Genomic DNA, 22,846 nt, shown 5'->3' with positions numbered 1-22,846 from the left:
CGAACAATCGGACACAGCACGCAGGTCACGTGTCCGACGGAGGAGGACGCGTGACATACTCACCGGAAGTCCGTGAGCGTCTCGAGCAGGACGCCAAGGAGATCATCGGCCGCTACCCGAAGGCGCGGTCGGCCCTGCTTCCGCTGCTCCACCTCGTGCAGTCGGAGGACGGCTACGTCTCCGACGACGGGCAGGAGTTCTGCGCCGAGATGCTCGGCGTCAGCAAGGCCGAGGTGGTCGGGGTCTCGACGTTCTACACCATGTACAAGCGCAGGCCGGCGGGCGACTACCACGTCGGCGTCTGCATCAACGCGCTCTGCGCGGTCATGGGCGGCGACCAGATCTGGGAAGAGCTGACCGAGCACGCCGGTGTGGGCCACGACGAGACCACGCCCGACGGCAAGGTCTCGCTGGAACGCCTCGAGTGCAACGCGGCCTGCGACTTCGCCCCGGTCATGATGGTCAACTGGGAGTTCTTCGACAACCAGACGCCCGAGTCGGCCAAGCAGCTCGTCGACGACCTGCGCGACGGCAAGGACGTGCGGCCCACGCGCGGCCCGAAGAAGCTGTGCACCTTCAAGGAGGCTTCGCGAGTGCTCGCCGGGCTGCCCGACGACCTGGCGGGCGACGGCCCGTCGGCCGCGGGCGCCTCGCTGGAGGGCCTCAAGGTCGCCAAGGCCAACGGATGGAAGGCCCCCGAGGCATGAGCACCACTTTGACACCGGTCCTGACCGCCAACTGGGACCAGGCCGACTCCTTCACCATCGACGGCTACGGACCCTACGAGGCGGCCAAGAAGGCGCTGGGCATGGACCCCGACGCCGTCATCCAGGCCGTCAAGGACTCCGGCCTGCGCGGCCGCGGCGGCGCGGGCTTCCCGACCGGCATGAAGTGGGGCTTCATCCCCCAGGGCGACGGCAAGCCGCACTATCTCGTGGTCAACGCCGACGAGTCGGAGCCGGGCACCTGCAAGGACATCCCGCTCATGATGGCCAACCCGCACGCGCTGGTCGAGGGCGTCCTCATCACGGCCTACGCGATCCGGGCCAACCACGCCTTCATCTACGTGCGGGGCGAGGTGCTGCACGTCATCCGCCGGCTGCACGCGGCCGTGCGGGAGGCGTACGAGAAGGGCTACCTCGGCGCCGACATCTTCGGCACCGGCTACGACCTCGACCTGGTCGTGCACAGCGGCGCGGGAGCCTACATCTGCGGCGAGGAGACGGCGCTGCTCGACTCGCTGGAGGGCTTCAGGGGTCAACCGCGGCTCAAGCCTCCCTTCCCGGCCGTGGCGGGCCTCTACGCCTCGCCCACCGTGGTCAACAACGTGGAGTCCGTGGCCAGCGTTCCCTCGATCGTGGCCAACGGGGCCGACTGGTTCGCCGCGATGGGCACCGAGAAGTCCAAGGGCTTCGGCATCTTCTCGCTGAGCGGCCACGTCACCAGGCCGGGCCAGTACGAAGCGCCGCTGGGCATCACGCTGCGCGAGCTGCTCGACATGGCGGGCGGGATCCGCGCCGGCCACGAGATCAAGTTCTGGACCCCGGGCGGCTCGTCCACGCCGATCTTCACCGCCGAGCACCTCGACGTGCCGCTCGACTTCGAGGCGGTCGGCGCCAAGGGCTCCATGCTCGGCACCCGCGCCCTGCAGATCTTCGACGAGACCACCTGCGTGGTCCGCACGGTGCTGCGCTGGACGGAGTTCTACGCCCACGAGTCGTGCGGCAAGTGCACTCCGTGCCGCGAGGGCACCTACTGGCTCAAGCTGGTGCTCAAGCGCCTGGAGGCGGGTCAGGGCACCGAGGAGGACCTGTCCACGATCACCGACATCGCGGACAACATCCTGGGGCGCGCGTTCTGCGCCCTCGGCGACGGCGCGACGAGCCCGATCCACTCCTCGGTGAAGTACTTCCGCGACGAGTACCTCAAGCACTTCGAGGTCGGCGGCTGCCCGTTCGACGCGAAGAAGTCCACTCTGTGGGGTGACCTGTGACGACAACCGCCGTAGAGACCAACCTGGTGACCCTCACGATCGACGGGTTCCAGGTCAGCGTCCCCAAGGGCACCCTGATCATCAGGGCGGCCGAGCTGCTCGGCATCCAGATCCCCAGGTTCTGCGACCACCCGCTGCTCGACCCGGCGGCCAACTGCCGCCAGTGCCTGGTCGACATCCCCGACGCGGGCAACGGCCGCGGCTTCCCCAAGCCGCAGCCGTCGTGCGCGATCGAGGTCGCCGAGGGCATGGTGGTGCAGACCCAGCTGACCTCGCCGGTCGCCGAGAAGGCGCAGCGGGGGGCCATGGAGTTCCTGCTGATCAACCACCCGCTCGACTGCCCGGTCTGCGACAAGGGCGGCGAGTGCCCCCTGCAGAACCAGGCCATGTCCAACGGCCAGGGCGAGTCGAGGTTCCAGGAGCAGAAGCGCACCTTCGCCAAGCCCGTCCCGCTGTCCACCCAGGTGCTGCTCGACCGTGAGCGCTGCATCCAGTGCGCGCGGTGCATCCGCTTCTCCGATCAGATCGCCGGCGACCCGTTCATCGACTTCTTCGAGCGGGGCGCCAAGGAGCAGGTCGGCATCGCCGACGGCGAGCCGTTCCAGTCCTACTTCTCCGGCAACACGGTGCAGATCTGCCCGGTGGGCGCGCTGACCGGCGCCGCCTACCGGTTCCGGGCCCGCCCGTTCGACCTGGTGTCCACGCCGAGCGCGTGCGAGCACTGCGCCTCCGGCTGCTCACTGCGCACCGACCACCGGCGCGGCCGGGTCACCCGCCGCCTGGCGGGCAACGACCCGCTGGTCAACGAGGAGTGGAACTGCGACAAGGGCCGCTGGGCGTTCACCTACGCCACGCAGCCCGACCGCCTGCAGACGCCGCTGGTCCGTGACGAGGAGGGCGTGCTGGTGCCCGCCTCGTGGCCCGAGGCGCTCGACGTCGCCGCCCGGGGCCTCGCCGCCGCCCGCGGCAAGGCCGGGGTGCTGGTCGGTGGCCGGGCCACGGTCGAGGAGGCGTACGGCTACGCCAAGTTCGCCAGGATCGCCCTCGGCAGCAACGACGTCGACTTCCGCGCCAGGCCGCACTCCGCCGAGGAGGCGCGGTTCCTGGCCCACGAGGTCGCGGGCCGGGGCATCGACATCTCCTACACCGACCTCGAGAGCGCGCCCGCCGTGCTGCTCGTCGGGTTCGAGCCCGAGGACGAGTCGCCGATCGTCTTCCTGCGGCTGCGCAAGGCGTGGATGAAGCGGGGGCTCAAGGTCACCGCGATCGCGCCGTTCGCCACCAACGGCCTGGCCAAGATGGGTGGCACGCTCGTCCGCACCCTGCCGGGCGGCGAGGCCGACGCGATCGGCGGCCTGGCCGGCTCGCTCGCGGAGGGCACGATCGTGCTCGCCGGCGAGCGGCTCGCCACCGTCCCCGGCGCCCTGTCCGCCCTGGTACGACTCAGCGCCGCGTCGGGCGCCAGGCTCGCCTGGATCCCGCGCAGGGCCGGTGAGCGGGGCGCGATCGAGGCCGGCGCGCTGCCCAACCTGCTGCCGATCGGCCGCCCGGTCGACGACGAGAGCGCCCGGGCCGAGGTCGCCAGGGCCTGGAACGTCAGCTCGCTGCCCGCCACGCCGGGCCTCGACACCGCGGGCATCCTCGCGGCGGCCGGCGAAGGCGAGCTCGACGCGCTGGTCGTGGCCGGGGTCGATCCCTTCGACCTGGCCGATCCCGCCGCCGCGCTCGAGGCGATGGAGCGCACGCCGTTCATCGTCAGCCTCGAGATCCGGGCCAGCGCCGTCACCGACCGCGCCGACGTGGTCCTGCCGGTCGCCGCCGTCCAGGAGAAGGGCGGCACGTTCGTCAACTGGGAAGGCCGCGGACGCTCGTTCGAGGCGCCGTTCAAGGTGCCGGGCCTGCAGAGCGAGCTCGCCGCGCTCGGCGCCATCGCCGACCGGATGGACGTGCACCTGGGCCTGCCGGACGCCGCGGCCGCCCGCCGTGAGCTGAGCGCGCTCGGCGCCTGGCGCGGCACCCGTGTGGCGGCGCCCAGCACCGCCACCCGCTCCCAGGCCGCGCCCGGCAAGGGCGAGGCGGTGCTGTCCACCTGGCACCTGCTGCTCGACGACGGCCGCCTGCAGGACGGCGAGCCGTACCTCGCGGGCACCGCGCGCCCCGTCGAGGCGCTACTCTCGGCGGGCACGGCGGCGGAGATCGGCGTCGTCGACGGTGACAAGGTCGTCGTCGGCGGGCCGGGACCCAACCCCGTCACGCTGCCTGTCCGGGTCGCCGACCTGCCCGATCGGGTGGTTTGGGTCCCGTCCAACTCGGGCGGCTGCTCGGTCACCCGTGATCTCGGCGCGGTGGCCGGCGACATCGTCACGATCGGGAGCGCTTCATGATCCACGTTCTCGCGGCCGATCCGACCCTTGCCGACTTCGGCAAGGATCCGCTCTGGATCATCATCATCAAGGCCGTGATGATCTTTGCTTTCCTGATGCTGGGCATCCTGTTCGGCGTCTGGTTCGAGCGCAAGCTCATCTCGCGGATGCAGAACCGGATCGGCCCCAACCGGGCCGGCAAGTTCGGCCTGCTGCAATCAGTCGCCGACGGCATCAAGATGGGCCTCAAGGAGGACCTCTTCCCGCGGACCGTGGACAGGGTGCTCTATCTGCTGGCGCCCGTCATCATGGTGATCCCGGCCTTCCTGGCCTTCTCCATCATCCCGATGGGGCCGATGGTCAACCTGTTCGGCGTCGAGACGCCGCTGCAGCTCGTCGACCTGCCGGTGGCCGTGCTGTTCATGCTGGCCATGGGCGCCATCTCGGTCTACGGCGTGGTGCTCGCCGGTTGGTCGTCCCGCTCGCCGTACGCCCTGCTGGGCGGGCTGCGGTCGGCGGCCCAGGTGGTCTCGTACGAGATCGCGATGGGCCTGTCGTTCGTGGGCATCTTCCTGTTCGCCGGGACACTGTCCACCTCGGAGATCGTCAAGGCGCAGGAGCCGACCTGGTTCGCGGTGCTGCTGCTGCCGTCGTTCGTCGTCTACGTGTTCTGCATGTTCGGCGAAGCCGCGCGCATCCCGTTCGACCTGCCCGAGGGCGAGGGCGAGCTGGTCGGCGGCTTCCAGACCGAATACTCCTCGTCGCTGAAGTTCGCCCTGATCATGATGGGCGAATACCTGCACACGTTCGTCGCCTCCGGAATCGCGGTCACGCTCTTCCTCGGCGGCTGGCGGGCGCCCTGGCCGATCTCGCTCTGGGACGGCGCCAACGAGGGCTGGCTCCCGTTCCTGTGGTTCTTCATCAAGTTCGCGCTGACCTTCTGCTTCATCGTGTGGGTGCGCGCGTCCCTGCCACGGGTACGGTACGACCAGCTCATGGCCCTCGGCTGGAAGGTGCTGATCCCGGTCAACCTGGCCTGGATCCTGCTCGTCGCCGCCGTCCGGACCGTCATGTACGTCTGGAACGAGCAGTTCCCCGGAGACCTGTACGTGGTCGTCGGAATGGGCGTGCTCATCCTGTTCGGTGCGATCGCGATCTGGCTCAGGTTCGACACGGTCAACCAGCGGCGCAAGGAAGCGAGGAAGGCCGAGGTCGAGGCCGAGTTCGAGGAGCTGTCCAACGAGCCGACGGCAGGTGGCTTCCCTGTGCCGCCGCTCGATCTGCCGCACTACCACGGGGTGCAGCACAAGGAGATTCCCAGTGGGACTAACTGATTGGCTGAACCCCGTCAAGGGCTTCGGGGTCACCTTCCACACGATGTTCAAGAAGCCCGTCACGGTCAACTACCCCGAGGAGAAGAGGCCCACGGCCCCGCGCTTCCACGGGCGTCACCAGCTCAACCGCTGGCCTGACGGGCTGGAGAAGTGCATCGGCTGCGAGCTGTGCGCCTGGGCGTGTCCCGCCGACGCGATCTTCGTGGAAGGCGCCGACAACACCGACGAGGAACGCTTCTCGCCGGGCGAGCGCTACGGCCGCACCTACCAGATCAACTATCTGCGGTGCATCCTCTGCGGCCTCTGCATCGAGGCGTGCCCGACCCGGGCGCTCACCATGACCAACGAGTACGAGCTCGCCGACACCAACCGCGAGGGCCTCATCTACACCAAGGAGATGCTCCTCGCCCCGTTGACGCAGGGCATGGAGCAGCCTCCTCACCCCATGCGGCTCGGCGAGACCGAAGAGGACTACTACCGGCTGGGACGGACCAATGGGTGAGGCCATCACGTTCTGGGTGCTCGCCGTCGTGTCAGTCGGCGCCGCGCTCGGCATGGTCTTCAACCGGAAGGCCGTCTACTCGGCGCTGATGCTCGGCACCGTGATGCTCTGCCTGGCGGTCATGTACGCCGTCCAGGACGCGCCCTTCCTGGCCGCGGTGCAGATCATCGTCTACACCGGCGCCGTCATGATGCTCTTCCTGTTCGTGCTCATGCTGGTCGGCGTCGACTCCACCGACTCGCTCGTCGAGACCCTGCGGGGGCAGCGCTTCTGGGCCGCGATCGCCGGCATCGGCTTCGCGGCGCTGATCGTGCTGGCCGTCGGCAACGTGGTCTTCGCCGAGCCGACGGGGCTGGCCGCGGCCACGCAACAGGGCGGCTACATCCGCTCGATCGCGTTGCTGCTCTTCACCAAGTACGTGTTCGCGTTCGAGGTCACCTCCGCCCTGCTGATCACCGCCGCGCTCGGCGCGATGGTGCTGGCACACCGCGAGCGGCTGACCGAGAAGGTCACCCAGAAGGACCTCTCGCGCGCCCGGTTCGCCGGCGGCCGGCCCTCGCCGCTGCCCGGCCCCGGCACGTACGCCCGCAACAACGCCATCGACATGCCGGCCCGGCTGCCCGACGGCACGGTCGCGGAGTCCTCGGTCAACCGTTACATCGCGCGCTTCGACGTCGAGCAGGGCCACCTCCCCGAGGACCCCGAGCTGGCCGAGGCCATCAAGCACTCGGCTGAGGAGGAGTCCAAGTGACCACCCAATACCTCATCCTGTCGGGCCTGCTGTTCGCCATCGGCGCGATGGGCGTGCTGATCCGGCGCAACGCGATCGTGGTGTTCATGTGCGTCGAGCTCATGCTCAACGCCTGCAACCTCGCGTTCGTCACCTTCGCCCGGCAAGTCGGCAATCTCGAAGGCCAGATCATCGCGTTCTTCGTGATGGTGGTGGCCGCGGCCGAGGTCGTGGTAGGCCTGGCCATCATCGTGACGATCTTCCGAACCCGCAGGTCGGCGTCCGTGGACGACGCCAACCTGCTGAAGTACTAAGAGGTGACTGGTGGAATCTCCTGTTGAGATCGTCCAGCACACCGCCGGTGGCGTGATCGGGGCCTCATGGCTCATGATCGCGTTCCCCCTGCTGGGCGCGGCGATCCTGCTCGTCCTGGGGCGGAAGACCAACCGGTGGGGCCATCTGCTGGGCGTGGCCATGTCCCTCGCCTCGTTCGTCGTGGCGGTGCTGGGCTTCTTCGCGCTGATCGGCCTACCGGCCGAGCAGCGCCGGCTAGCCGTACATCTGTATGAGTTCATACCCGGCATGGTCGACATGGGGTTGCTCATCGACCCGCTGTCGATCAGCTTCGCGCTGCTGATCACCGGTGTCGGATCACTGATCCACATCTACTCGATCGGCTACATGGCGCACGACCCCGAGCGGCGCAGGTTCTTCGCCTACCTCAACCTGTTCGTCGCCGCGATGCTCCTGCTGGTGCTGGCCGACAACTACGTCGCACTGTTCATCGGCTGGGAGGGCGTGGGTCTGGCCTCCTACCTGCTGATCGGGTTCTGGCAGTTCAAGCCGTCGGCCGCGGTCGCCGCCAAGAAGGCGTTCATCGTCAACCGGGTCGGCGACTTCGGGCTGCTGGTCGGCATGTTCATCATCTGGACCTCGTTCGGCACCCTCGCCTTCGGCGACCTGGGCGCCAAGGTCGACGGCGTCCAGAACGGCACCACGCTGGCCATCGGCCTGCTGCTGCTCCTCGGCGCGTGCGGCAAGTCGGCCCAGCTGCCGCTGCAGTCCTGGCTGCTCGACGCGATGGAGGGCCCGACCCCGGTCTCCGCCCTCATCCACGCCGCGACCATGGTCACCGCCGGCGTCTACCTGGTGGTCCGCTCGGGCGCGTTCTTCTTCCCCGAGGGCTCGGCCGCGGCACTCGCCGTCGCCATCGTCGGCGCGGCCACGCTGCTCGCCGGTGCGATCATCGGTTGCGCGAAGGACGACATCAAGAAGGGCCTGGCCGGCTCGACGATGTCGCAGATCGGCTACATGATGCTCGGCGCCGGTCTCGGCCCCGCGGGCTACGCGTTCGCGATCGGCCACCTGATCACGCACGGCTTCTTCAAGGCCGACCTGTTCCTCGGCGCCGGCTCGGTCATGCACGGCATGAACGACGAGGTGAACATGCGCAAGTACGGCGGTCTCCGCAAGTACATGCCGATCACCTTCGTCACGTTCGTCGTCGGCTACCTGGCGATCATCGGCTTCCCGCTGCTGTCCGGCTACTTCACCAAGGACGGCATCATCGAGACCGCGGTGCACCACCAGCCCGTCCTGGGCTGGCTGGCCGTGCTCGGCGCCGGCGTCACCGGCTTCTACATGTCGCGGATGGTCTTCATGACCTTCTTCGGCGAGAAGCGCTGGGACGCCGACGCCCACCCGCACGAGTCGCCGTCGGTCATGACCTGGCCGCTGATCGTCCTGTCGATCGGCTCGGTCTTCCTGGGCGGCTACCTGATTCTGAGCAACACGCTCATGAAGTTCCTCGCTCCGGCGGTCGGGCTGCCCGCGGTGCTGCCGACGTTCCACTTCGCGAGCGTCCCCGGCCTGGCGACGCTGGCGCTGGTGGCCGTGGGCGCGGGCTTCGCGTGGGTCAGGTACGGCCGGGCCGAGGTGCCCGTCGCGGCTCCGCGCGGCTCGTTCCTCACCACGTTCGCCCGGCGTGACCTGTACGGCGACGCGCTCAACGAGTCGCTGATCATGCGTCCCGGCCAGTGGCTGACCCGGATCGCGGTGTTCTTCGACAACCGCGGTATCGACGGGGTGGTCAACGGCCTGGCCGCGGGCATCGGCGGGACCTCGGGCCGCCTGCGGCGGATCCAGACGGGCTTCGCCAGAACGTACGCGCTGTCCATCCTGATCGGCGCCGCACTGCTGACAGGCGCCCTGCTCCTCGTTGGGAACATCTGATGTCGTCACTCTGGCTTCCGATCCTCATGGTGGTGCCCGTGCTGGGCGCCATCGTGGTGGCGCTGCTTCCCAAGGGCGGCGACAAACTGGCCAAGCAGGTCACGCTGGCGGTGTCGCTGGTCGTCCTGGTGCTGACTCTCGTCATGGCGTTCCAGTTCCCGTCCGCGAGCGGTGACCGGTTCAAGTTCGAGGCGGTCTACGACTGGATCCCGAGCTTCGGGGTGCACTTCGGGGTCGGCGTCGACGGCATCGCGCTCGTCCTGATCGCGCTGTCGGCGGTGCTGGTGCCGATCGTGGTGCTGGCCTCGTGGCACGACGCCGACGGGGTCAGGACCGCCGACGGCACGCTGATCACGCCGAAGCGGTCGGTCAAGACGTACTTCTCGCTGCTGCTCGTGCTCGAGGCGATGATGATCGGCGTCTTCGCGGCAACCGACATCTTCCTCTTCTACGTGTTCTTCGAAGCCATGCTGATCCCGATGTACTTCATGATCGGGTCGTACGGCGGCGCCCAGCGGTCCTACGCGGCCGTGAAGTTCCTGCTCTACTCGCTGTTCGGCGGCCTGCTCATGCTGGTCGCGGTGATCGGCCTCTACGTGGTCGCGGGCAAGGGCACGTTCATGTTCCCCGAGCTCGTCGGGGTCATCCAGGATCCGGCCACGCAGAAGTGGCTGTTCGCCGGGTTCTTCATCGCCTTCGCCATCAAGGCGCCGCTCTGGCCGGTGCACACCTGGCTGCCCGACGCGGCCGCGCAGGCTCCGGCCGGCGCCGCCGTGCTGCTCGTGGGCGTGCTCGACAAGGTGGGCACGTTCGGGATGCTCCGCTTCTGCCTGGAGTTGTTCCCCGACGCGGCCAAGGCGTTCACCATGCCGATCGTGGTGCTGGCGGTCATCAGCATCATCTACGGCGCGATCGTGGCCATCGGGCAGAGCGACATGAAGCGCCTGATCGCCTACACGTCGATCTCCCACTTCGGCTTCATCGTGCTGGGCGTGTTCGCCATGTCGCAGGTCGCCCAGGCGGGCGCCGCCCTCTACATGGTCAACCACGGCTTCGCCACCGGCGCGCTCTTCCTGGCCGCCGGGTTCCTCATCTCCAGGCGCGGCTCGCCGCACATCGCCGACTACGGAGGCACCCAGAAGGTCGCCCCGCTGCTGGCGGGCTTCTTCCTGATCGCCGGCCTGGCCGGACTGTCGCTGCCCGGGCTCTCGTCCTTCGTCAGCGAGTTCATGGTCATGATCGGCGCCTACTCGAGCGTGGCCTTCGGGTCGGGCGCGCTGACCGTGGCCGCGATCGTCTCGGCGCTGGCCGTGATCCTGGCCGCCGTCTACATCCTGTGGATGGTGCAGCGGACTCTGAACGGGCCGACCGCCGAGCCGGTCAAGGCCTTCAAGGACCTCAACGTGCGTGAGATCTTCGTGCTGGCGCCGCTGGTCGCGCTGATCATCGGATTCGGGTTCTACCCCAAGCCGCTGCTCGACGTGATCAACCCCGCGGTGACCCACACGCTGGTCAACGTACAAGTGAACAACCCGGCTATCGCTGAGAAGGGAGCCGGCCAGTGAACGCAGCCATCGAGGCGCCGACGATCGAGTACGGCCTGCTGGCGCCGCTGTTGCTGGTCTTCGGTGCGGCCGTGATCGGTGTGCTCGTGGAGGCGTTCGCGCCTCGCTACCTGCGCAAGTCGATCCACGTGCCGCTCACCCTGCTCTCCCTCGCCGGGGCGTTCGCGCTGGTGCTGGTGCAGGTGATGAAGGGCGACCTGCCCACCACGGCGGCCGCCATGGGCGCGGTCGCGGTCGACGGGCCGTCGCTGTTCATCTGGGGCGTCATCCTCGTCCTGTCGTTCGTGTGCGTGCTGCTGATCAACGACGAGGGCCACTTCGTCGCCTCGGCGGCGGCCGTGCCCGGCAGCGCCGACGAGGAGGAGGCCGAGTCCGTGGGCGGCGGGCACACCGAGGTCTACCCTCTGGTGCTCTTCGCGGTCGGCGGCATGATGCTCTTCCCCGCCGCCCACGACCTGCTGACCATGTTCGTCGGCCTCGAGGTCATGTCGCTGCCGCTGTACCTCCTGTGCGGCCTGGCCCGCCGTCGCCGCCTGCTCTCGCAGGAGGCGTCGATGAAGTACTTCCTGCTCGGCGCGTTCTCCTCGGCGTTCTTCCTGTACGGCATGGCCATGATCTACGGCTATGCCGGGACGGTGTCGCTGCCCGGCATCAACAGGGCGCTGGCCGCCGGCGTGCTGCTCGACCCGCTGCTGCTGATCGGCATGGCGCTGCTCGGCGTGGGACTGCTGTTCAAGATCGGCGCCGCGCCGTTCCAGGCATGGAAGCCGGACGTCTACCAGGGCGCCCCGACGCCCGTCACCGCGCTGATGGCCTCCGGCACGCTGGTCGCCGCCGTGGGCGCGCTGCTGCGGGTGTTCTGGGTGGGGCTGGGCAACCTCGACTGGGAGTGGCGCCCGGTCATGTGGGCCGTCGCCGCCCTGACGATGCTGGTGGGCGCGATCCTGGCGATCACGCAGACCGACATCAAGCGGATGCTCGCCTACTCGTCGATCGCGCACGCCGGCTTCCTGCTCATCGGCGTCATGGCCACGTTCGACAAGGCGGCCGGTAACGCGGGCTCGCTCTCGGCGATCCTGTTCTACCTGGTGGTCTACGGCTTCACGACCGTGGGCGCGTTCGCCGTCGTGACGATGGTCCGCGATCCCGGCGGTGAGGCGTGGCACCTGTCGCGCTGGGCCGGGCTGGGCAAGCGGTCGCCGCTGCTGGCCGGGATCTTCGCCTTCTTCCTGCTGGCCTTCGCCGGCATCCCGTTGACGAGCGGCTTCTTCGGAAAGTACGCCGTGTTCACGGCGGCGCTCGGCAGCGGAGCGGAGATAGGCGACTCGCTGGGCGGATGGATGGTCGGCCTGGTCGTGCTGGGTGTCATCGCCTCGGCGATCGCCGCGTTCTTCTATGTCCGTGTCATCGTGCTGATGTTCTTCAGCGAGGCGGCGGCGGACGGTCCGACGATCGCTGTGCCGAGTACGGGGACCGTGGCCGTCATCTCCGTCGCGATGCTGGTTACGGTAGGAGTGGGGCTCTTCCCGCAGCCCATGCTCGACCTCGCCAACCAGGCGGCATCCGGCCTGTTCATCAGATAAAGGGGACTTCGTATGTCTGCGCCTCCCGTTGTTGACCTTCCCATTGAGGACGCGCGGTTGGCGCAGGACGTGGCCAACGGGCTGGCCGCGGTCGAGAAGCTGCTGCGCTCGTCGGTGGAGAGCGAGGACGCCTTCGTCACGGAGGCGTCCAAGCACCTCATCGAGGCCGGTGGCAAGCGGTTCCGCACGCTGATGGTGTTGCTGGCCGCCCAGTTCGGCGACGCGTCGGCGCCGGGCGTCGTGTCCGGCGCCGTGGTCATCGAGCTGACCCATCTCGGGTCGCTCTACCACGACGACGTCATGGACGAGGCTCCGGTGCGCCGGGGCTCGCCGTCGGCCAACGCCCGGTGGGACAACACCGTGGCCATCCTCACCGGCGACTACCTGTTCGCCCAGGCCTCCGACCTCCTGGCCGACCTCGGGCCGGAGCTGATCCGCATCCAGGCCCAGACGTTCTCCCGCCTCGTGCAGGGGCAGATCCGCGAGACCGTGGGACCGCACGATGACGAGGACCCGGTGACCCACTACATCAACGTGCTGGCCGACAAGACGGGCTCGCTGATCGCCGCCTCGGGCAGGTTCGGCGCGCTGCTGTCCGGGGCGCCCGCGGACGTCGAGGAACGGCTCAGCAGGGCGTGCGAGGCGATCGGGGTGGCCTGGCAGCTCGGCGACGACCTCCTGGACGTGGCGTCCACATCCAGGCAGTCGGGCAAGACGCCCGGCACCGACCTGCGCGAGGGCATCCGCACGCTGCCGGTCCTGTACGTGCTCGGCTCGGATCCGGAGTCGCGGCTGGGCCGGCTGCTGTCGGGTCCGGTGGGCGAGGAGGACATCGAGGAGGCGCTGACGCTGCTGCGCGCGCACCCGGCGATGGAGCAGGCCAGGGCCGAGCTGACCGCCTGGGTGGACCGGGCCCGTCTCGACATCTCCGGCCTTCCCGACATCCCAGCCAAGACAGCATTTTTGACGCTATGTGACTACGTGGTCGAGCGTTCGGGCTGATTTCCTGACCCGGGCGGTGCTGCGAGCCGTACGGATGCCGTCGTAGGTGAAGATCGCCAGGGCCAGCCAGACGATCGAGAAGCCGATCCACCGGCTGGCCGGCATCGTCTCCTTCACGACCAGCACCCCGCACAGGAGCTGCAGGACCGGCGCGATGTACTGCAGCAGCCCGAGCGTGCTGAGCGGCATCCTGATCGCCGACGCGGTGAAGCACAGCAGCGGGATCGCGGTGATCACGCCCGCTCCCGCCATGAGGAGCACGTGTCCCGTACCCTCGTGGCCGAACGTCGCCTGCCCCGCGCCCTCCAGATAGACCAGGTAGCCCAGGGCGGGCGCCAGCAGCACCAGCGTCTCGACGGTGAGGCTCTCGGCCGCCCCCACGTTCGCTTGTTTCTTGACCAGCCCGTACACCCCGAAGCTGACGGCCAGCGTGAGCGCGATCCAGGGCAGCCGCCCGTAGTCGATCGTGAGCGCCACCACGGCCAGCGCGCCGAACCCCACGGCGGCCCACTGCAGCGCCCGCAGCCGTTCCCGCAGCAACACCACCCCGAACAGCACGCTGACCAGCGGATTGATGAAGTATCCGAGCGCGCCTTCCACCACGTGATCGCTGTTGACCGCGTAGATGTAGACGCCCCAGTTGACGGTGATGATCGCCGCCGCCAGCGCCAGCAACCCGAGCTTCCTCGGCTGCCGGACTAGCGCCTTGAACCATGACCAGTGCCTTCGCACGGCCAGCACCACGACGACCGCCACCAGCGACCACGCGATCCGGTGCGCCAGGATCTCGATGGGCCCGGAGGGTTTGAGCAGCGGCCAGTACAGGGGGAACAGTCCCCACATGGTGTAGGCGGCGACCCCGAACAGGACACCGCGTCGAAGGTCAGGCATGTACTAGAGTTTCGGGCATTACCATGCTTAAACACAAATGCGTATCGCTATACGGGATTATTTAGCCACCCTTAAAGGTTGCGGCTTAGGTATGGTGAACAGAGGCTACGGAGGTGGCACCATGGGGTGGCTGTTCGGCGGCAACAAGACATCGATGGTTCGACCGGAGGACGCCCTGGCGGGGCGCGCCACGGCCATGTCGGTCCCGGCGCGGCACGCGGTCCTGGACGCCCCTCTCGCCCCGCCCTATCCCTCGGGTGTGGAGATCGCCGACTTCGGGCTGGGCTGCTTCTGGGGCGCCGAGCGGAAGTTCTGGCAGACGCCCGGCGTCGTGACCACCGCGGCCGGCTACCAGGGCGGCTACACGCCCAACCCGACCTACGAAGAGGTCTGCAGCAGCCAGACCGGCCACGCCGAGGTGGTGCGGGTCGTCTTCGACCCGTCGAAGATCTCGTACGAGGAGCTCCTCAGGATCTTCTGGGAGTCCCACGACCCCACGCAGGGCATGCGCCAGGGCAACGACGTCGGCACCCAATACCGTTCGGCCATCTATTACCACTCCCCGGAGCAGCAGAAGGCGGCCACGGTCTCGCGCGACGCGTACCAGTCGGTTCTCAAGGAGGCCGGCTACGGCGAGATCTCCACGGAGATCGCCCCCGCGGGCCCCTTCTACTTCGCCGAGGACTATCACCAGCAGTATCTTCACCACAACAAAAACGGCTACTGCGGGATTGGGGGCACCAACGTCAAGCTAGGTGACCCATCCGAGTGGGCCGCCTGCCAGACGGGCCTGGTCTCGACCGAGGAGTAGCGCCGACTTCACCGGTACGGCTCGCGCCCGGCTTCTGGGCTGAGCCGTACCCGATTGTGGGGCTGGCCTCTGCCTTCCTGGTCGTGAGCCGTGTCCGTCTGCATGGCCTCGCCGTTGCTCCTTCATCGAGCTGGGAACTGATTCAGGGCGACCTTCTAAGGGCTGCTGCACGATTCATGACTGTTTTTCGCGCTGAGATCGGCCGGGTACGCGTCACCCACCGCGATGCCCCGGACTTCTACCTGACCGCCGCCGACCGTGAGGATCAGCGCGGGCAGACACTGGCTACGGCATCCCGTCTGTTCCTCGTCCTCATCAAGCACGATCCGACCGCCCGCGCGCTGGTCATCGCCATGCCCGAGGTCTTCCCCTGGGTTCGCCACCTCACCTCCGCCGAACTGCGTGCTTTCACGCTCGAACTGGTGGAGGCGCTCTCTGACGCCGCGGAACTCGATGTCGATGTCACCACACAGGAAGTCATCGCAGGCTGGCGGGCGACCGCTCGGATCAAGGCCGACCCCGCGCACTACGCCCAGGCTCGCAAGGCCACAAGTGGCGACTTCGGGCCGGTAGAGGTTTCAGCATGAGTCCGAAGCGTGGCGACCGGGTCACGGTCCCGCCTTCGGATGACGAATGGGATATCCGGTTCGGTACCAGTGATGCGGTCAAGGGATGGGACGAGTTGTGCCGTCATGCCCTGGGCCGCGGTGCCGCCGAGCTGCTCACCATCGCCGAGGAACTGCGTTATCACAACATCGGGCCAAAAGACCGGTCCGCTGCAGGGGATCTACCACCTTCCAGGCACAGTGCGGCGTTGTTCGCCTTGTTCGCCTTGTTTGCCGGGATGGCGGGTCAGGGTTCCGCGTGCCGGTCGAGGCCGAGCGTGGCGATGAGGTCTTCGTGGAGCTCGAACCAGACACGATGGCAGGAGTCCACGTCGGTGCGGTCGACCCAGGCGCCCTCCCCGGCTCGGGCGCGCGCCAGGGCTGTGGTGAATCGTGTGTCGTATCCGCGGAACCGGGTGAGGACGCGACCGAGCCGGTCTGCGAGTGGCGTGAGTGCCCGGTCGATGCAGGCGAGCTCATGGAGCACTCCGGCGTCCCAGGCGGGATCGGAGTGGTCGTTGACGGCGAGCCGATCGTCGGCGGTGGGCCGGAGTTGCCAGTCGGTGCAGGCTTGTAGCAGGAGGGCGTTCAGCGGGAGGAACTTGCGGTAGACGTCTCGGACCTCGTCGGCGGCGCCGACGAGTGTGAGCTCGGCCGCGAGCCGGCGCTCGTTCTCGGCCCGGCCCGGTTCGGTCAACGACCAGCCTCCGGCGCCGGCGAAGGCGGTGTGCTCAACCCAGCCACGTGCCTCGGCGTGGCGCAGCACCTCTTTCGTCGTGGCCCCATCGAGCCCGTACCGACGAGCGATCACCGGAGTGTCTGCGAACCCGGTGATACGCACGGCGTGCAGGACCAGGAGGCTGAGCGGAGAGTCCCGCGTCACGAGTCGGCGTCCTGTCGCGCTGCCAGGCGCATGTACCGCTGCTGGCACGCCTGCGGGGAGTTGAACCCCATCGCGTGCGCCATCTGCGCCCAGGTCAGTCCTGCGCTCCGGGCCGTGAACAGCAGGGCGGCTTCGAGTCCTTCGACCTCGGCGCGCGCGGCGGGCAGGAGGGCGAGCGCACTCAGGATGTCCTCCGGGCCAAGGTCGGCCCAGCGCCAGACGGCGAAGTGCGCGAGGTCGACCGCCGATGGCGGGGCGGGTGAGGGGCGCCACGGGCGGGCGTCGAGCTCATCTGCGCCCAGGCTCAGAAGACGTTCACGTGCGTCCTGCTCACGCTGGGCCTGGGCGTGGTCAGCGTGCACGTTGTGAGCGATGTCGTGCTTGCGTTGCATGCGTCTCAGGATGCACAATCAACAAATTGTTGTCAATTTTCTGTTGAAGGGTTGGGATGGATGATCGTACCTCTCATGGAGGCTGTCGCCGATACCTGCGGGGGCAAGGCCGGCGCACTCGGCGTGTTGCTCCGCGCGGGTCTGCCGGTTCCTGACGGCCTCGTCGTCTCGTTCGCCGCCTACCTCGCCGCTGTCCGCGACCTGGACCTCGGGCGGTTCGCCGGCGAGTCGGAAGATCTTGATGCGGCGCGGCAGGCGATCGAGGCCCGCCCGGTCCACGCCGCCGTGATCGATGCGCTGGGACGCGCACTCGACGAGCTCGGCGATCCGCCCGTGGCGGTAAGATCATCGGCAGCAAATGAAGACACCGGTCAGGCATCGGCGGCCGGTCAGCACGAGAGCTTCCTCGCTGTACACGGAGTCAGCGAGGTCGCCGATGCCGTACGTGCCTGCTGGGCCTCGCTGTTCTCCCCGCGTGCCATCGACTACCGGGCTACCTCCGGCCGCGACGACCAACCGTCCGACGATCTTGTGATGGCCGTCATCGTCCAACGCCATCTGGACGCCGAGGTATCCGGGGTCATGTTCACCCCCGCGGACCCGAACGACGCCACCCGGATCGAGGCGTCCTGGGGCCTCGGCCCCAGCATCGTCGAGGGCAAGGTCACCCCTGACGCCTACTGCGTCGCCGAGGACGGGTCGGTCACCCGCACCGTCGCAGACAAACAGAAGCGCCTTGACCGGCGCGGCACGCAGCTCGTCATCCGCGACGTGCCCACCGCTACCCGGGACCAACCGACGGTCGATGACGCGACCGCCATGCAGCTGGCCAAGCTGGGCAAACAGATTGCTGCCGTACTCGGTGGACCGCAGGACATCGAGTGGGCGATCGCCGACGGCCGCATCTGGGTTCTGCAAGCACGACCGGTCACCGCCGCACCCCCACCACCGATATCGCCTTCCGGCGCCTCGGACACCCCAGCCGCCACACTCGCCGGAACACCAGGCAGCCATGGGACCGTGACCGGCACCGCGAGGATCGTCCGTGGTCTCGGCGACTTCGCGCGCGTGCACCCGGGCGACATCCTCGTCTGCCCCTTCACCGACCCCGCTTGGACGCCGCTGCTGCGCATGGCCGCCGGCGTCGTCACCGAAACCGGAGGCGTGCTCTCCCACGCCGCGATCGTCGCTCGAGAGCACGCCATCCCCGCCGTCCTCGGCATCCCGAACGTGACGAGCAGGCTCCGCGACGACACCATCATCACCATCGACGGCACCACCGGCACCGTCACGGCGATCAACGCGTGACTGATCACTTCCGTCCCCGGCCGGGAGTCATCGCCAGAAGTCGCACGCCGCCGACGTGGCAACAGTGCCGGCAGCCGCAACGGCACGAACCCCGCCTCGTTCGCTGACGATGATCGCGCCGCCCGGCCGCGCACCACCAAGCCGACCCCACCCAAGCATCCCGCCGCCGAACCCACACGTACCGATCGAAAGGAGACGGGAAACAGGCCCGCACGGACCCCGCCCCTAACTACGCATGACAACTCGACACCTCTACCTAGCACGCCACGGCGCGGCCGACGCGTTTGGGGAACTCACCGACATCGGGCGCCGGCAGGCAGGTCTGCTGGGCGAACGGCTCGCCGGCGTACCGGTCGACGCCGTATGGCACTCTCCGCTACCACGCGCCGTAGCAAGCGCGCACGAACTCGTCCGTCATCTACCGAACGTGCCCGTAACCGAGGCCGCCGAACTCGTCGACCACGTGCCCTACGTTCCCAGCGCGGCCGAAACGCCCCCGTCCTGGGCCGGCTTCTTCGACGGCTACGACGAAACCGAGGCAGCCTCGGGCCAGAGGCTCGCCGAGGCCCTGGTCGCCCGGTTCGCGAAGGTCCCCGACACAACCACGAAAGGGACCCAGCCCGACACATATGAGGTCCTGGTGACGCACGCCTACCCGATCGCGTGGCTGGTACGGCACGCACTGGACGCGCCGCCATCCCGGTGGCTCGGGTTGAACAGCGCCAACACCGCGCTGACGGTCATCGAGTACCACAACGGCCTGCCGCCCACGATCGTGATGTTCAACGACATGAGCCACCTCCTGCCCGACCTACGCTGGACCGGGTTTCCCGAAGGCGTCAGGCCGTGAGGTAGCTCCTTGGCAATGTGTGGTCGGCCCGGGGCTCATCGCCTCCCACCGGCCCAGCATTTCCTCGGCCGTGCCGATGAAGCCCAGCAGTGGGGACGTGCGCGACATGCGGGCCAACTGGGCGCGGGACTTCTCCAATCGCGCGTCGATTGGGGCGCGGGCGGCCATCCACTCCTTGCGGCTGATCTCCCTCGCCGCCCATGCCTGGGCCAGCTCTTCCAACTGTTCTTCGTCCGCCCGTACCTCCTCGGCCAAGCCGTCATCGTCTCCGGCCTGGTGCCGTACCCGCTTGGCCAGCTCGGGGGAGTCGAGTGCGGTCAGCACCATGTCCCGCACGTACTCATCAGTGCGGGCGGCGTTGGTGGCCACTCCGCCGCAGGCCGCGGTGCCGGGCACGTTCGGACAGACGTAGCGCGGTACGCCGGAGCGGGGGCGTCCGTTCATCCGCCAGCCGCATCGCCCGCACCGCAGGATTCCGGACAGCAGATAGGTGCGTCCGGTGGCGGCCTGGGCGCGGAAGTCACGGCCCGGATTGCTCAACAAGGTGCGTAGCCGGTCGGAGTCGGTGGCGCTGATGATGGCGGGCCAGACGGCATCGGCCACGATCTCGCCCAGCAGCGGACGTGTGGTCTCCGCTGCGCTGCGAGGCGTGTGCTCGCGTCGTCCGCTGATCCGCGCCGAGGCCAGTAGCCGGCGCAATGTCGTCGGGATCCACTGACCTCCAGCAGGAGTCGTGATCTCACGCTTTCGGAAGTCTCGACACACGCTCGACAGCGACTCTCCGGCGAGCAACCGCCGAGCGGCCTCCCGGATCACCTCAGCTTCCTCGTCGATGACCGTGACGCGGTCCTCGGCGTAGCCGTACGGGCGCATCCCTCCGCCGGAGACCTTGCCCGCCTCGGCACTTTGGCGGCGCTGACGTTTCTGCCGTTCGGCCTTGTGCTCGGCTTCATGCCGGGCGGCGGCTCCGAGCATCCGGGCGATCAGGCGTCCGGTCGGGGTGGCGAGGTCGATCTCCCCGGTGACGGTGGCCAGCTCAACGCCGCGCCGGTCGGCCAGGTCGATCACGTCTTCCAGCTCACGCGGGGAACGGGTCAATCGGTCGACGTGCCAGCAGACGATGGCGTCAACGGTTCCGTCTTCGATGTCGGCCAGCAGTCGTTTCCAGGCGGGGCGTGGGGCTCCGGAATAGGCGCTGACGTCGTTGTCGGGGTAGACGTCCACCACGGTCCACCCTTTGCGCTCGACCAGGGCTCGGCAGTCGGCTTCTTGGCGGGCGACGCCCAGTCCTGCGCCCTCGCGGTCCTGGCTGATCCGGCAGTAGATCGCAGCTCTGCGCATGGGTCACATAGATACACGTTGGTGGGGACCGGGGTCTCTTGCCCGGTGGGCGTCGCGCCTGCGGGGGACTAAGCTCGGCCGTCGTGGGTTATCGGCTTGAGGCGATTCTCGGTGGCCATGCCTTACTACGCTCGTCAGCAGAGCCGTTCGCTGAGGCGAGGGTCGTGGCCCTGAGGCACGGCGTCGCCATGCTGCCCCTGACGGACGAATTGTTCGACGTCATCAACGAGGCCGATGGAGAGAAGCCACAGGACGACATCTTCTGGAAGTTCCCGGGCAGTGGGGAGGATCTCTTCAGAAGCTGGTCGCACGGCGGCGTTGTGGCCTACATCGAAGTGGAGCTGTTTGGCGGCGCAGGCAGTCAGGCCGCTGCTGTGTGGGAATCACGTCATGTTGTGATGGCTCCGTACATGGACGAGGACCTTGCCGGGCCTGCGGACGCCTGGCCGGTCAACGCCGCCTTGGCGAGGCTCGGTATCCGCTCCGATGGAAGTTCTCGCGACCTGTTCGCAGCCGTGGGGCTGGATTGCCATCGAGACACCGACGAGTGGGCGATGCACCACGGCGAGCATTGCCGGCGTTGATCTGATTCGGGAGTCACCACGGATGACGATTCCGGCGACCACTTCTCTACCGGTTCAAGATGGATCGGGTGTGCCGCGTGAACGTGGCCACCCCTCTGACCTGCGGTGACCAGGTGAGTGCGGCGGTCGGCCAGGACCTGGCTGAGCTGAAGGACGCTCATGCCGAACATCAGCACGCCCAACGGGACGTGCAGGGTCATCACCTGTGCGATGCCCAGCGCTATCTGGGCCAGCGTGAGCCCCAGGAACGCGACCGCGTACAGGATGGGCCTGGGCGAGCCGCCGCCCGGCCGCCATACCGAGATCGCGGTGATCAGATGCAACACCGCCGCGGTGAACACCCCGTACGCCGAAACACTGTGCAACGTTCGTCCGTCGGGCGAGGACAGCAGCAGTCCGGCGGTGATCGGCGCGGTGAAGACGGCCAGGGTTTGCAGGGCGATCGCGACACGCAGGTACATGGGTGACTCCTCGACGGTGCGGCAGGGGTGAAGACAGCGAACGGGCTGCCCGCAGGAAAGCTCAGCGAGCCTGGCCGGTACGCGGATCGCCGTCGAGAACCGGCGTCGGAACGCGTGATCGTCCCCGCGGCCGGCCACTTCGTGATGGGGGACCGGCCCCACCAGGTCACAAGTCTCGAACGCGCCGCTGAAGATCGAGAAAGGGAAAGACCTAGTGATGTCCACACCCACGATGACCGAGCAGGACAACCTCCAGTCTCGTCTGCCCGACCCCGTCCAGTTCTTCCCCGACCGCCGTTCCAGTTCGACGGTCACACGTCGTCGGGGCCGAAGGGTGGGAAATAGGGCTCGTCAAGGCGGGTGACCCGAAGGCCGGGGTTCTGCGCAGCGGCGATATCGATGTCAACATCTGCGTACAAAACGAGCTCGGCGAGGTGATCAAGGGGCGGCAACACCCCGAAGTCGCCATGCGCCAGAGTGAGGGATTCCAGGCCCGCGATGCCCTGCAAGCCGGACAGGCACTCCACGTCCACGTTCGACAGGATAAGCCGACGAACAGGGGTGCCGCTCAACTGCGCCACATCCACGTTGGCAGGGCCGGCCAGCTGGAGCAACTGCCACGACCGGCCCGTCAACGGTCCCAGGTCCATGCCGTTGATGTCCCACAGCAGCGCCTCCGTCACCTTCGGTAGCGTCCTGATGGGGTCGAAGTGCCATACCCACTCAAAGTCGGTGGTGAGGCGGCGGCGTCGCAGAATCGGATCCGCAGGCGGAGGCGTGAGGGTGTCGGAGCCGCACAACACCCGCCGCCATATCGGTGAAAGACCGTTCCAGAACTCCTCCCAGGTGTATTCGGTGTCCCACGCACCCTCGTAACCGGCCATCAACGCCTTCCGTCCTCCTCACCGACTCGCGGACAGTAGTAGATGTCCGAGCAACCGCAGTCAGAGAACTCGGGTAGAGGATCGGGAATACCGTTCATGATCGTGGACATGCGTTGAGGATCCCACGTCGCGAGAAAGGGCCGGGACGACCGCCGGGGCCATTACGGCCTCATGGGAAATAGCGGTTGGGACGTGCTGGCTTGAGCTCGTCGGGTGATGGGTGTATCGCGGTGGTTACCGCATCGCGGCGCGGTCGGACACCAGCGAGGCGATCGATTCGCCTGCTCGGGATGATCGTTGTGCGGCCCGCGGTAGCCGTTGTCGCCCTCGGCGGCTATGTCGAACGCCCGGCGGCCCGGCCGGTCTTTTCGCGGGCGGCGGACCTGTACTACATCCGTAGATCGCGTGGTAACAAGTCGCCTCGTCGGCGGTAGTGGCTGATAAGAGCGCGGGTTTGGTGGGCTTGCCGGAATCTGGACCAGGCCAGGACATGCTCGACGGCGCTGGCGGCCGGCACGATGAGGCGGGCGAA

At 68.1% G+C, this 22,846-nt stretch carries 21 protein-coding genes; 15 read left to right on the top strand and 6 right to left on the bottom strand.

All coding sequences use genetic code 11. The features are described from left to right. The first annotated feature begins 29 nt into the window (after window positions 1-29). The 11 genes from nuoE to AB0C16_RS32020 all read left to right on the top strand — a co-directional run bounded on the left by nuoE (window position 30) and on the right by AB0C16_RS32020 (window position 13,304). Window positions 30-707 (top strand): NADH-quinone oxidoreductase subunit NuoE, encoded by a 678-nt coding sequence (nuoE, locus tag AB0C16_RS32070; RefSeq protein WP_357688412.1) that lies wholly within the window; start codon window positions 30-32, stop codon window positions 705-707. After that, on the top strand, window positions 704-1,993 hold the full coding sequence (nuoF, locus tag AB0C16_RS32065; RefSeq protein WP_357688410.1) for an NADH-quinone oxidoreductase subunit NuoF: 1,290 nt from the start codon (window positions 704-706) through the stop codon (window positions 1,991-1,993). Before nuoE ends, nuoF begins: the two co-directional genes overlap by 4 nt. Beyond that, window positions 1,990-4,377 carry an NADH-quinone oxidoreductase subunit G gene (locus AB0C16_RS32060; RefSeq protein WP_357688408.1) on the top strand — a complete coding sequence of 796 codons (2,388 nt, stop codon included), beginning with the start codon at window positions 1,990-1,992 and terminating at the stop codon, window positions 4,375-4,377. Before nuoF ends, AB0C16_RS32060 begins: the two co-directional genes overlap by 4 nt. After that, window positions 4,374-5,690 (top strand): NADH-quinone oxidoreductase subunit NuoH, encoded by a 1,317-nt coding sequence (gene nuoH / locus AB0C16_RS32055; protein WP_357688406.1) that lies wholly within the window; start codon window positions 4,374-4,376, stop codon window positions 5,688-5,690. Before AB0C16_RS32060 ends, nuoH begins: the two co-directional genes overlap by 4 nt. Then, complete coding sequence (gene nuoI / locus AB0C16_RS32050; protein WP_357688404.1) at window positions 5,677-6,192, top strand: NADH-quinone oxidoreductase subunit NuoI; 516 nt, start codon at window positions 5,677-5,679, stop codon at window positions 6,190-6,192. The genes nuoH and nuoI overlap by 14 nt, the downstream gene beginning before the upstream one ends. Then, window positions 6,185-6,943 carry an NADH-quinone oxidoreductase subunit J gene (locus AB0C16_RS32045; protein ID WP_357688402.1) on the top strand — a complete coding sequence of 253 codons (759 nt, stop codon included), beginning with the start codon at window positions 6,185-6,187 and terminating at the stop codon, window positions 6,941-6,943. The genes nuoI and AB0C16_RS32045 overlap by 8 nt, the downstream gene beginning before the upstream one ends. Next, entirely contained in the window at window positions 6,940-7,236 is a 297-nt protein-coding gene (gene nuoK, locus AB0C16_RS32040) for an NADH-quinone oxidoreductase subunit NuoK (RefSeq protein ID WP_189124928.1), read from the top strand. The genes AB0C16_RS32045 and nuoK overlap by 4 nt, the downstream gene beginning before the upstream one ends. 73 nt (window positions 7,237-7,309) lie before the next feature. Beyond that, the gene (gene nuoL, locus AB0C16_RS32035) at window positions 7,310-9,154 is read left to right on the top strand and encodes an NADH-quinone oxidoreductase subunit L (RefSeq protein ID WP_357688546.1); all 1,845 of its coding nucleotides are present in this window, start codon (window positions 7,310-7,312) and stop codon (window positions 9,152-9,154) included. After that, entirely contained in the window at window positions 9,154-10,719 is a 1,566-nt protein-coding gene (locus tag AB0C16_RS32030) for an NADH-quinone oxidoreductase subunit M (RefSeq protein WP_357688400.1), read from the top strand. The genes nuoL and AB0C16_RS32030 overlap by 1 nt, the downstream gene beginning before the upstream one ends. Next, window positions 10,716-12,302, top strand: coding sequence for an NADH-quinone oxidoreductase subunit NuoN (gene nuoN, locus AB0C16_RS32025; RefSeq protein ID WP_357688398.1), 1,587 nt, complete (start codon window positions 10,716-10,718; stop codon window positions 12,300-12,302). Before AB0C16_RS32030 ends, nuoN begins: the two co-directional genes overlap by 4 nt. Before the next feature lie 12 nt (window positions 12,303-12,314). Next, window positions 12,315-13,304 (top strand): polyprenyl synthetase family protein, encoded by a 990-nt coding sequence (locus AB0C16_RS32020; protein WP_357688396.1) that lies wholly within the window; start codon window positions 12,315-12,317, stop codon window positions 13,302-13,304. Here the strand turns inward: AB0C16_RS32020 and rarD are convergent. Next, window positions 13,272-14,195 (bottom strand): EamA family transporter RarD, encoded by a 924-nt coding sequence (rarD, locus tag AB0C16_RS32015; RefSeq protein WP_357688394.1) that lies wholly within the window; start codon window positions 14,193-14,195, stop codon window positions 13,272-13,274. The genes AB0C16_RS32020 and rarD overlap by 33 nt on opposite strands. A gap of 121 nt (window positions 14,196-14,316) precedes the next feature. Between rarD and msrA the strand changes: the two genes are divergently transcribed. Together msrA and AB0C16_RS32005 are read left to right on the top strand one after the other, a co-directional pair. Beyond that, on the top strand, window positions 14,317-15,006 hold the full coding sequence (gene msrA / locus AB0C16_RS32010; protein WP_357688392.1) for a peptide-methionine (S)-S-oxide reductase MsrA: 690 nt from the start codon (window positions 14,317-14,319) through the stop codon (window positions 15,004-15,006). Between the two features lie 83 nt (window positions 15,007-15,089). Next, complete coding sequence (locus tag AB0C16_RS32005) at window positions 15,090-15,593, top strand: hypothetical protein (protein ID WP_357688390.1); 504 nt, start codon at window positions 15,090-15,092, stop codon at window positions 15,591-15,593. Between the two features lie 265 nt (window positions 15,594-15,858). Here the strand turns inward: AB0C16_RS32005 and AB0C16_RS32000 are convergent, their stop codons facing one another. Both AB0C16_RS32000 and AB0C16_RS31995 read right to left on the bottom strand, forming a co-directional pair. Beyond that, window positions 15,859-16,494: a transcriptional regulator gene (locus AB0C16_RS32000; protein ID WP_357688388.1), complete on the bottom strand. Its 636-nt coding sequence runs from the start codon at window positions 16,492-16,494 to the stop codon at window positions 15,859-15,861. Beyond that, window positions 16,491-16,886 (bottom strand): DNA-binding protein, encoded by a 396-nt coding sequence (locus tag AB0C16_RS31995; RefSeq protein WP_357688386.1) that lies wholly within the window; start codon window positions 16,884-16,886, stop codon window positions 16,491-16,493. Before AB0C16_RS31995 ends, AB0C16_RS32000 begins: the two co-directional genes overlap by 4 nt. Between AB0C16_RS31995 and AB0C16_RS31990 the strand changes: the two genes are divergently transcribed. Together AB0C16_RS31990 and AB0C16_RS31985 are read left to right on the top strand one after the other, a co-directional pair. Further along, complete coding sequence (locus AB0C16_RS31990; RefSeq protein ID WP_357688384.1) at window positions 16,860-18,194, top strand: PEP/pyruvate-binding domain-containing protein; 1,335 nt, start codon at window positions 16,860-16,862, stop codon at window positions 18,192-18,194. The two genes, AB0C16_RS31995 and AB0C16_RS31990, sit on opposite strands and share 27 nt — an antisense overlap. Before the next feature lie 235 nt (window positions 18,195-18,429). Further along, window positions 18,430-19,044, top strand: coding sequence for a histidine phosphatase family protein (locus AB0C16_RS31985; RefSeq protein WP_357688382.1), 615 nt, complete (start codon window positions 18,430-18,432; stop codon window positions 19,042-19,044). Here AB0C16_RS31985 and AB0C16_RS31980 read toward each other — a convergent pair. The 3 genes from AB0C16_RS31980 to AB0C16_RS31970 all read right to left on the bottom strand — a co-directional run bounded on the left by AB0C16_RS31980 (window position 19,006) and on the right by AB0C16_RS31970 (window position 22,314). Continuing rightward, window positions 19,006-20,385, bottom strand: coding sequence for a recombinase family protein (locus tag AB0C16_RS31980; protein ID WP_357688380.1), 1,380 nt, complete (start codon window positions 20,383-20,385; stop codon window positions 19,006-19,008). The two genes, AB0C16_RS31985 and AB0C16_RS31980, sit on opposite strands and share 39 nt — an antisense overlap. A 388-nt stretch (window positions 20,386-20,773) precedes the next feature. After that, window positions 20,774-21,745, bottom strand: coding sequence for a hypothetical protein (locus AB0C16_RS31975; RefSeq protein ID WP_357688378.1), 972 nt, complete (start codon window positions 21,743-21,745; stop codon window positions 20,774-20,776). Continuing rightward, window positions 21,742-22,314 (bottom strand): hypothetical protein, encoded by a 573-nt coding sequence (locus tag AB0C16_RS31970; RefSeq protein ID WP_357688376.1) that lies wholly within the window; start codon window positions 22,312-22,314, stop codon window positions 21,742-21,744. The genes AB0C16_RS31975 and AB0C16_RS31970 overlap by 4 nt, the downstream gene beginning before the upstream one ends. Window positions 22,315-22,846 lie beyond the last annotated feature (532 nt).

The sequence above is a fragment of the Nonomuraea sp. NPDC048916 genome (genome assembly GCF_040649575.1).
Lineage (GTDB): Bacteria > Actinomycetota > Actinomycetes > Streptosporangiales > Streptosporangiaceae > Nonomuraea.
The sequence above is the reverse complement of the archived record's forward strand: the minus strand, read 5'-3'. Positions and strand labels throughout refer to the sequence as shown.

Excerpts from the sequence above, each read along its gene's own strand:
- AB0C16_RS31980 (WP_357688380.1), bottom strand. The coding sequence starts at position 20,385 with ATGCGCAGAGCTGCGATCTACTGCCGGATCAGCCAGGACCGCGAGGGC.
- AB0C16_RS31995 (WP_357688386.1), bottom strand. The coding sequence starts at position 16,886 with ATGCAACGCAAGCACGACATCGCTCACAACGTGCACGCTGACCACGCC.
- AB0C16_RS32030 (WP_357688400.1), top strand. The coding sequence starts at position 9,154 with ATGTCGTCACTCTGGCTTCCGATCCTCATGGTGGTGCCCGTGCTGGGC.
- AB0C16_RS31970 (WP_357688376.1), bottom strand. The coding sequence starts at position 22,314 with ATGGCCGGTTACGAGGGTGCGTGGGACACCGAATACACCTGGGAGGAG.
- msrA (WP_357688392.1), top strand. The coding sequence starts at position 14,317 with ATGGGGTGGCTGTTCGGCGGCAACAAGACATCGATGGTTCGACCGGAG.
- AB0C16_RS32045 (WP_357688402.1), top strand. The coding sequence starts at position 6,185 with ATGGGTGAGGCCATCACGTTCTGGGTGCTCGCCGTCGTGTCAGTCGGC.
- nuoH (WP_357688406.1), top strand. The coding sequence starts at position 4,374 with ATGATCCACGTTCTCGCGGCCGATCCGACCCTTGCCGACTTCGGCAAG.
- nuoL (WP_357688546.1), top strand. The coding sequence starts at position 7,310 with ATGATCGCGTTCCCCCTGCTGGGCGCGGCGATCCTGCTCGTCCTGGGG.
- AB0C16_RS31985 (WP_357688382.1), top strand. The coding sequence starts at position 18,430 with ATGACAACTCGACACCTCTACCTAGCACGCCACGGCGCGGCCGACGCG.
- rarD (WP_357688394.1), bottom strand. The coding sequence starts at position 14,195 with ATGCCTGACCTTCGACGCGGTGTCCTGTTCGGGGTCGCCGCCTACACC.
- nuoF (WP_357688410.1), top strand. The coding sequence starts at position 704 with ATGAGCACCACTTTGACACCGGTCCTGACCGCCAACTGGGACCAGGCC.
- AB0C16_RS32020 (WP_357688396.1), top strand. The coding sequence starts at position 12,315 with ATGTCTGCGCCTCCCGTTGTTGACCTTCCCATTGAGGACGCGCGGTTG.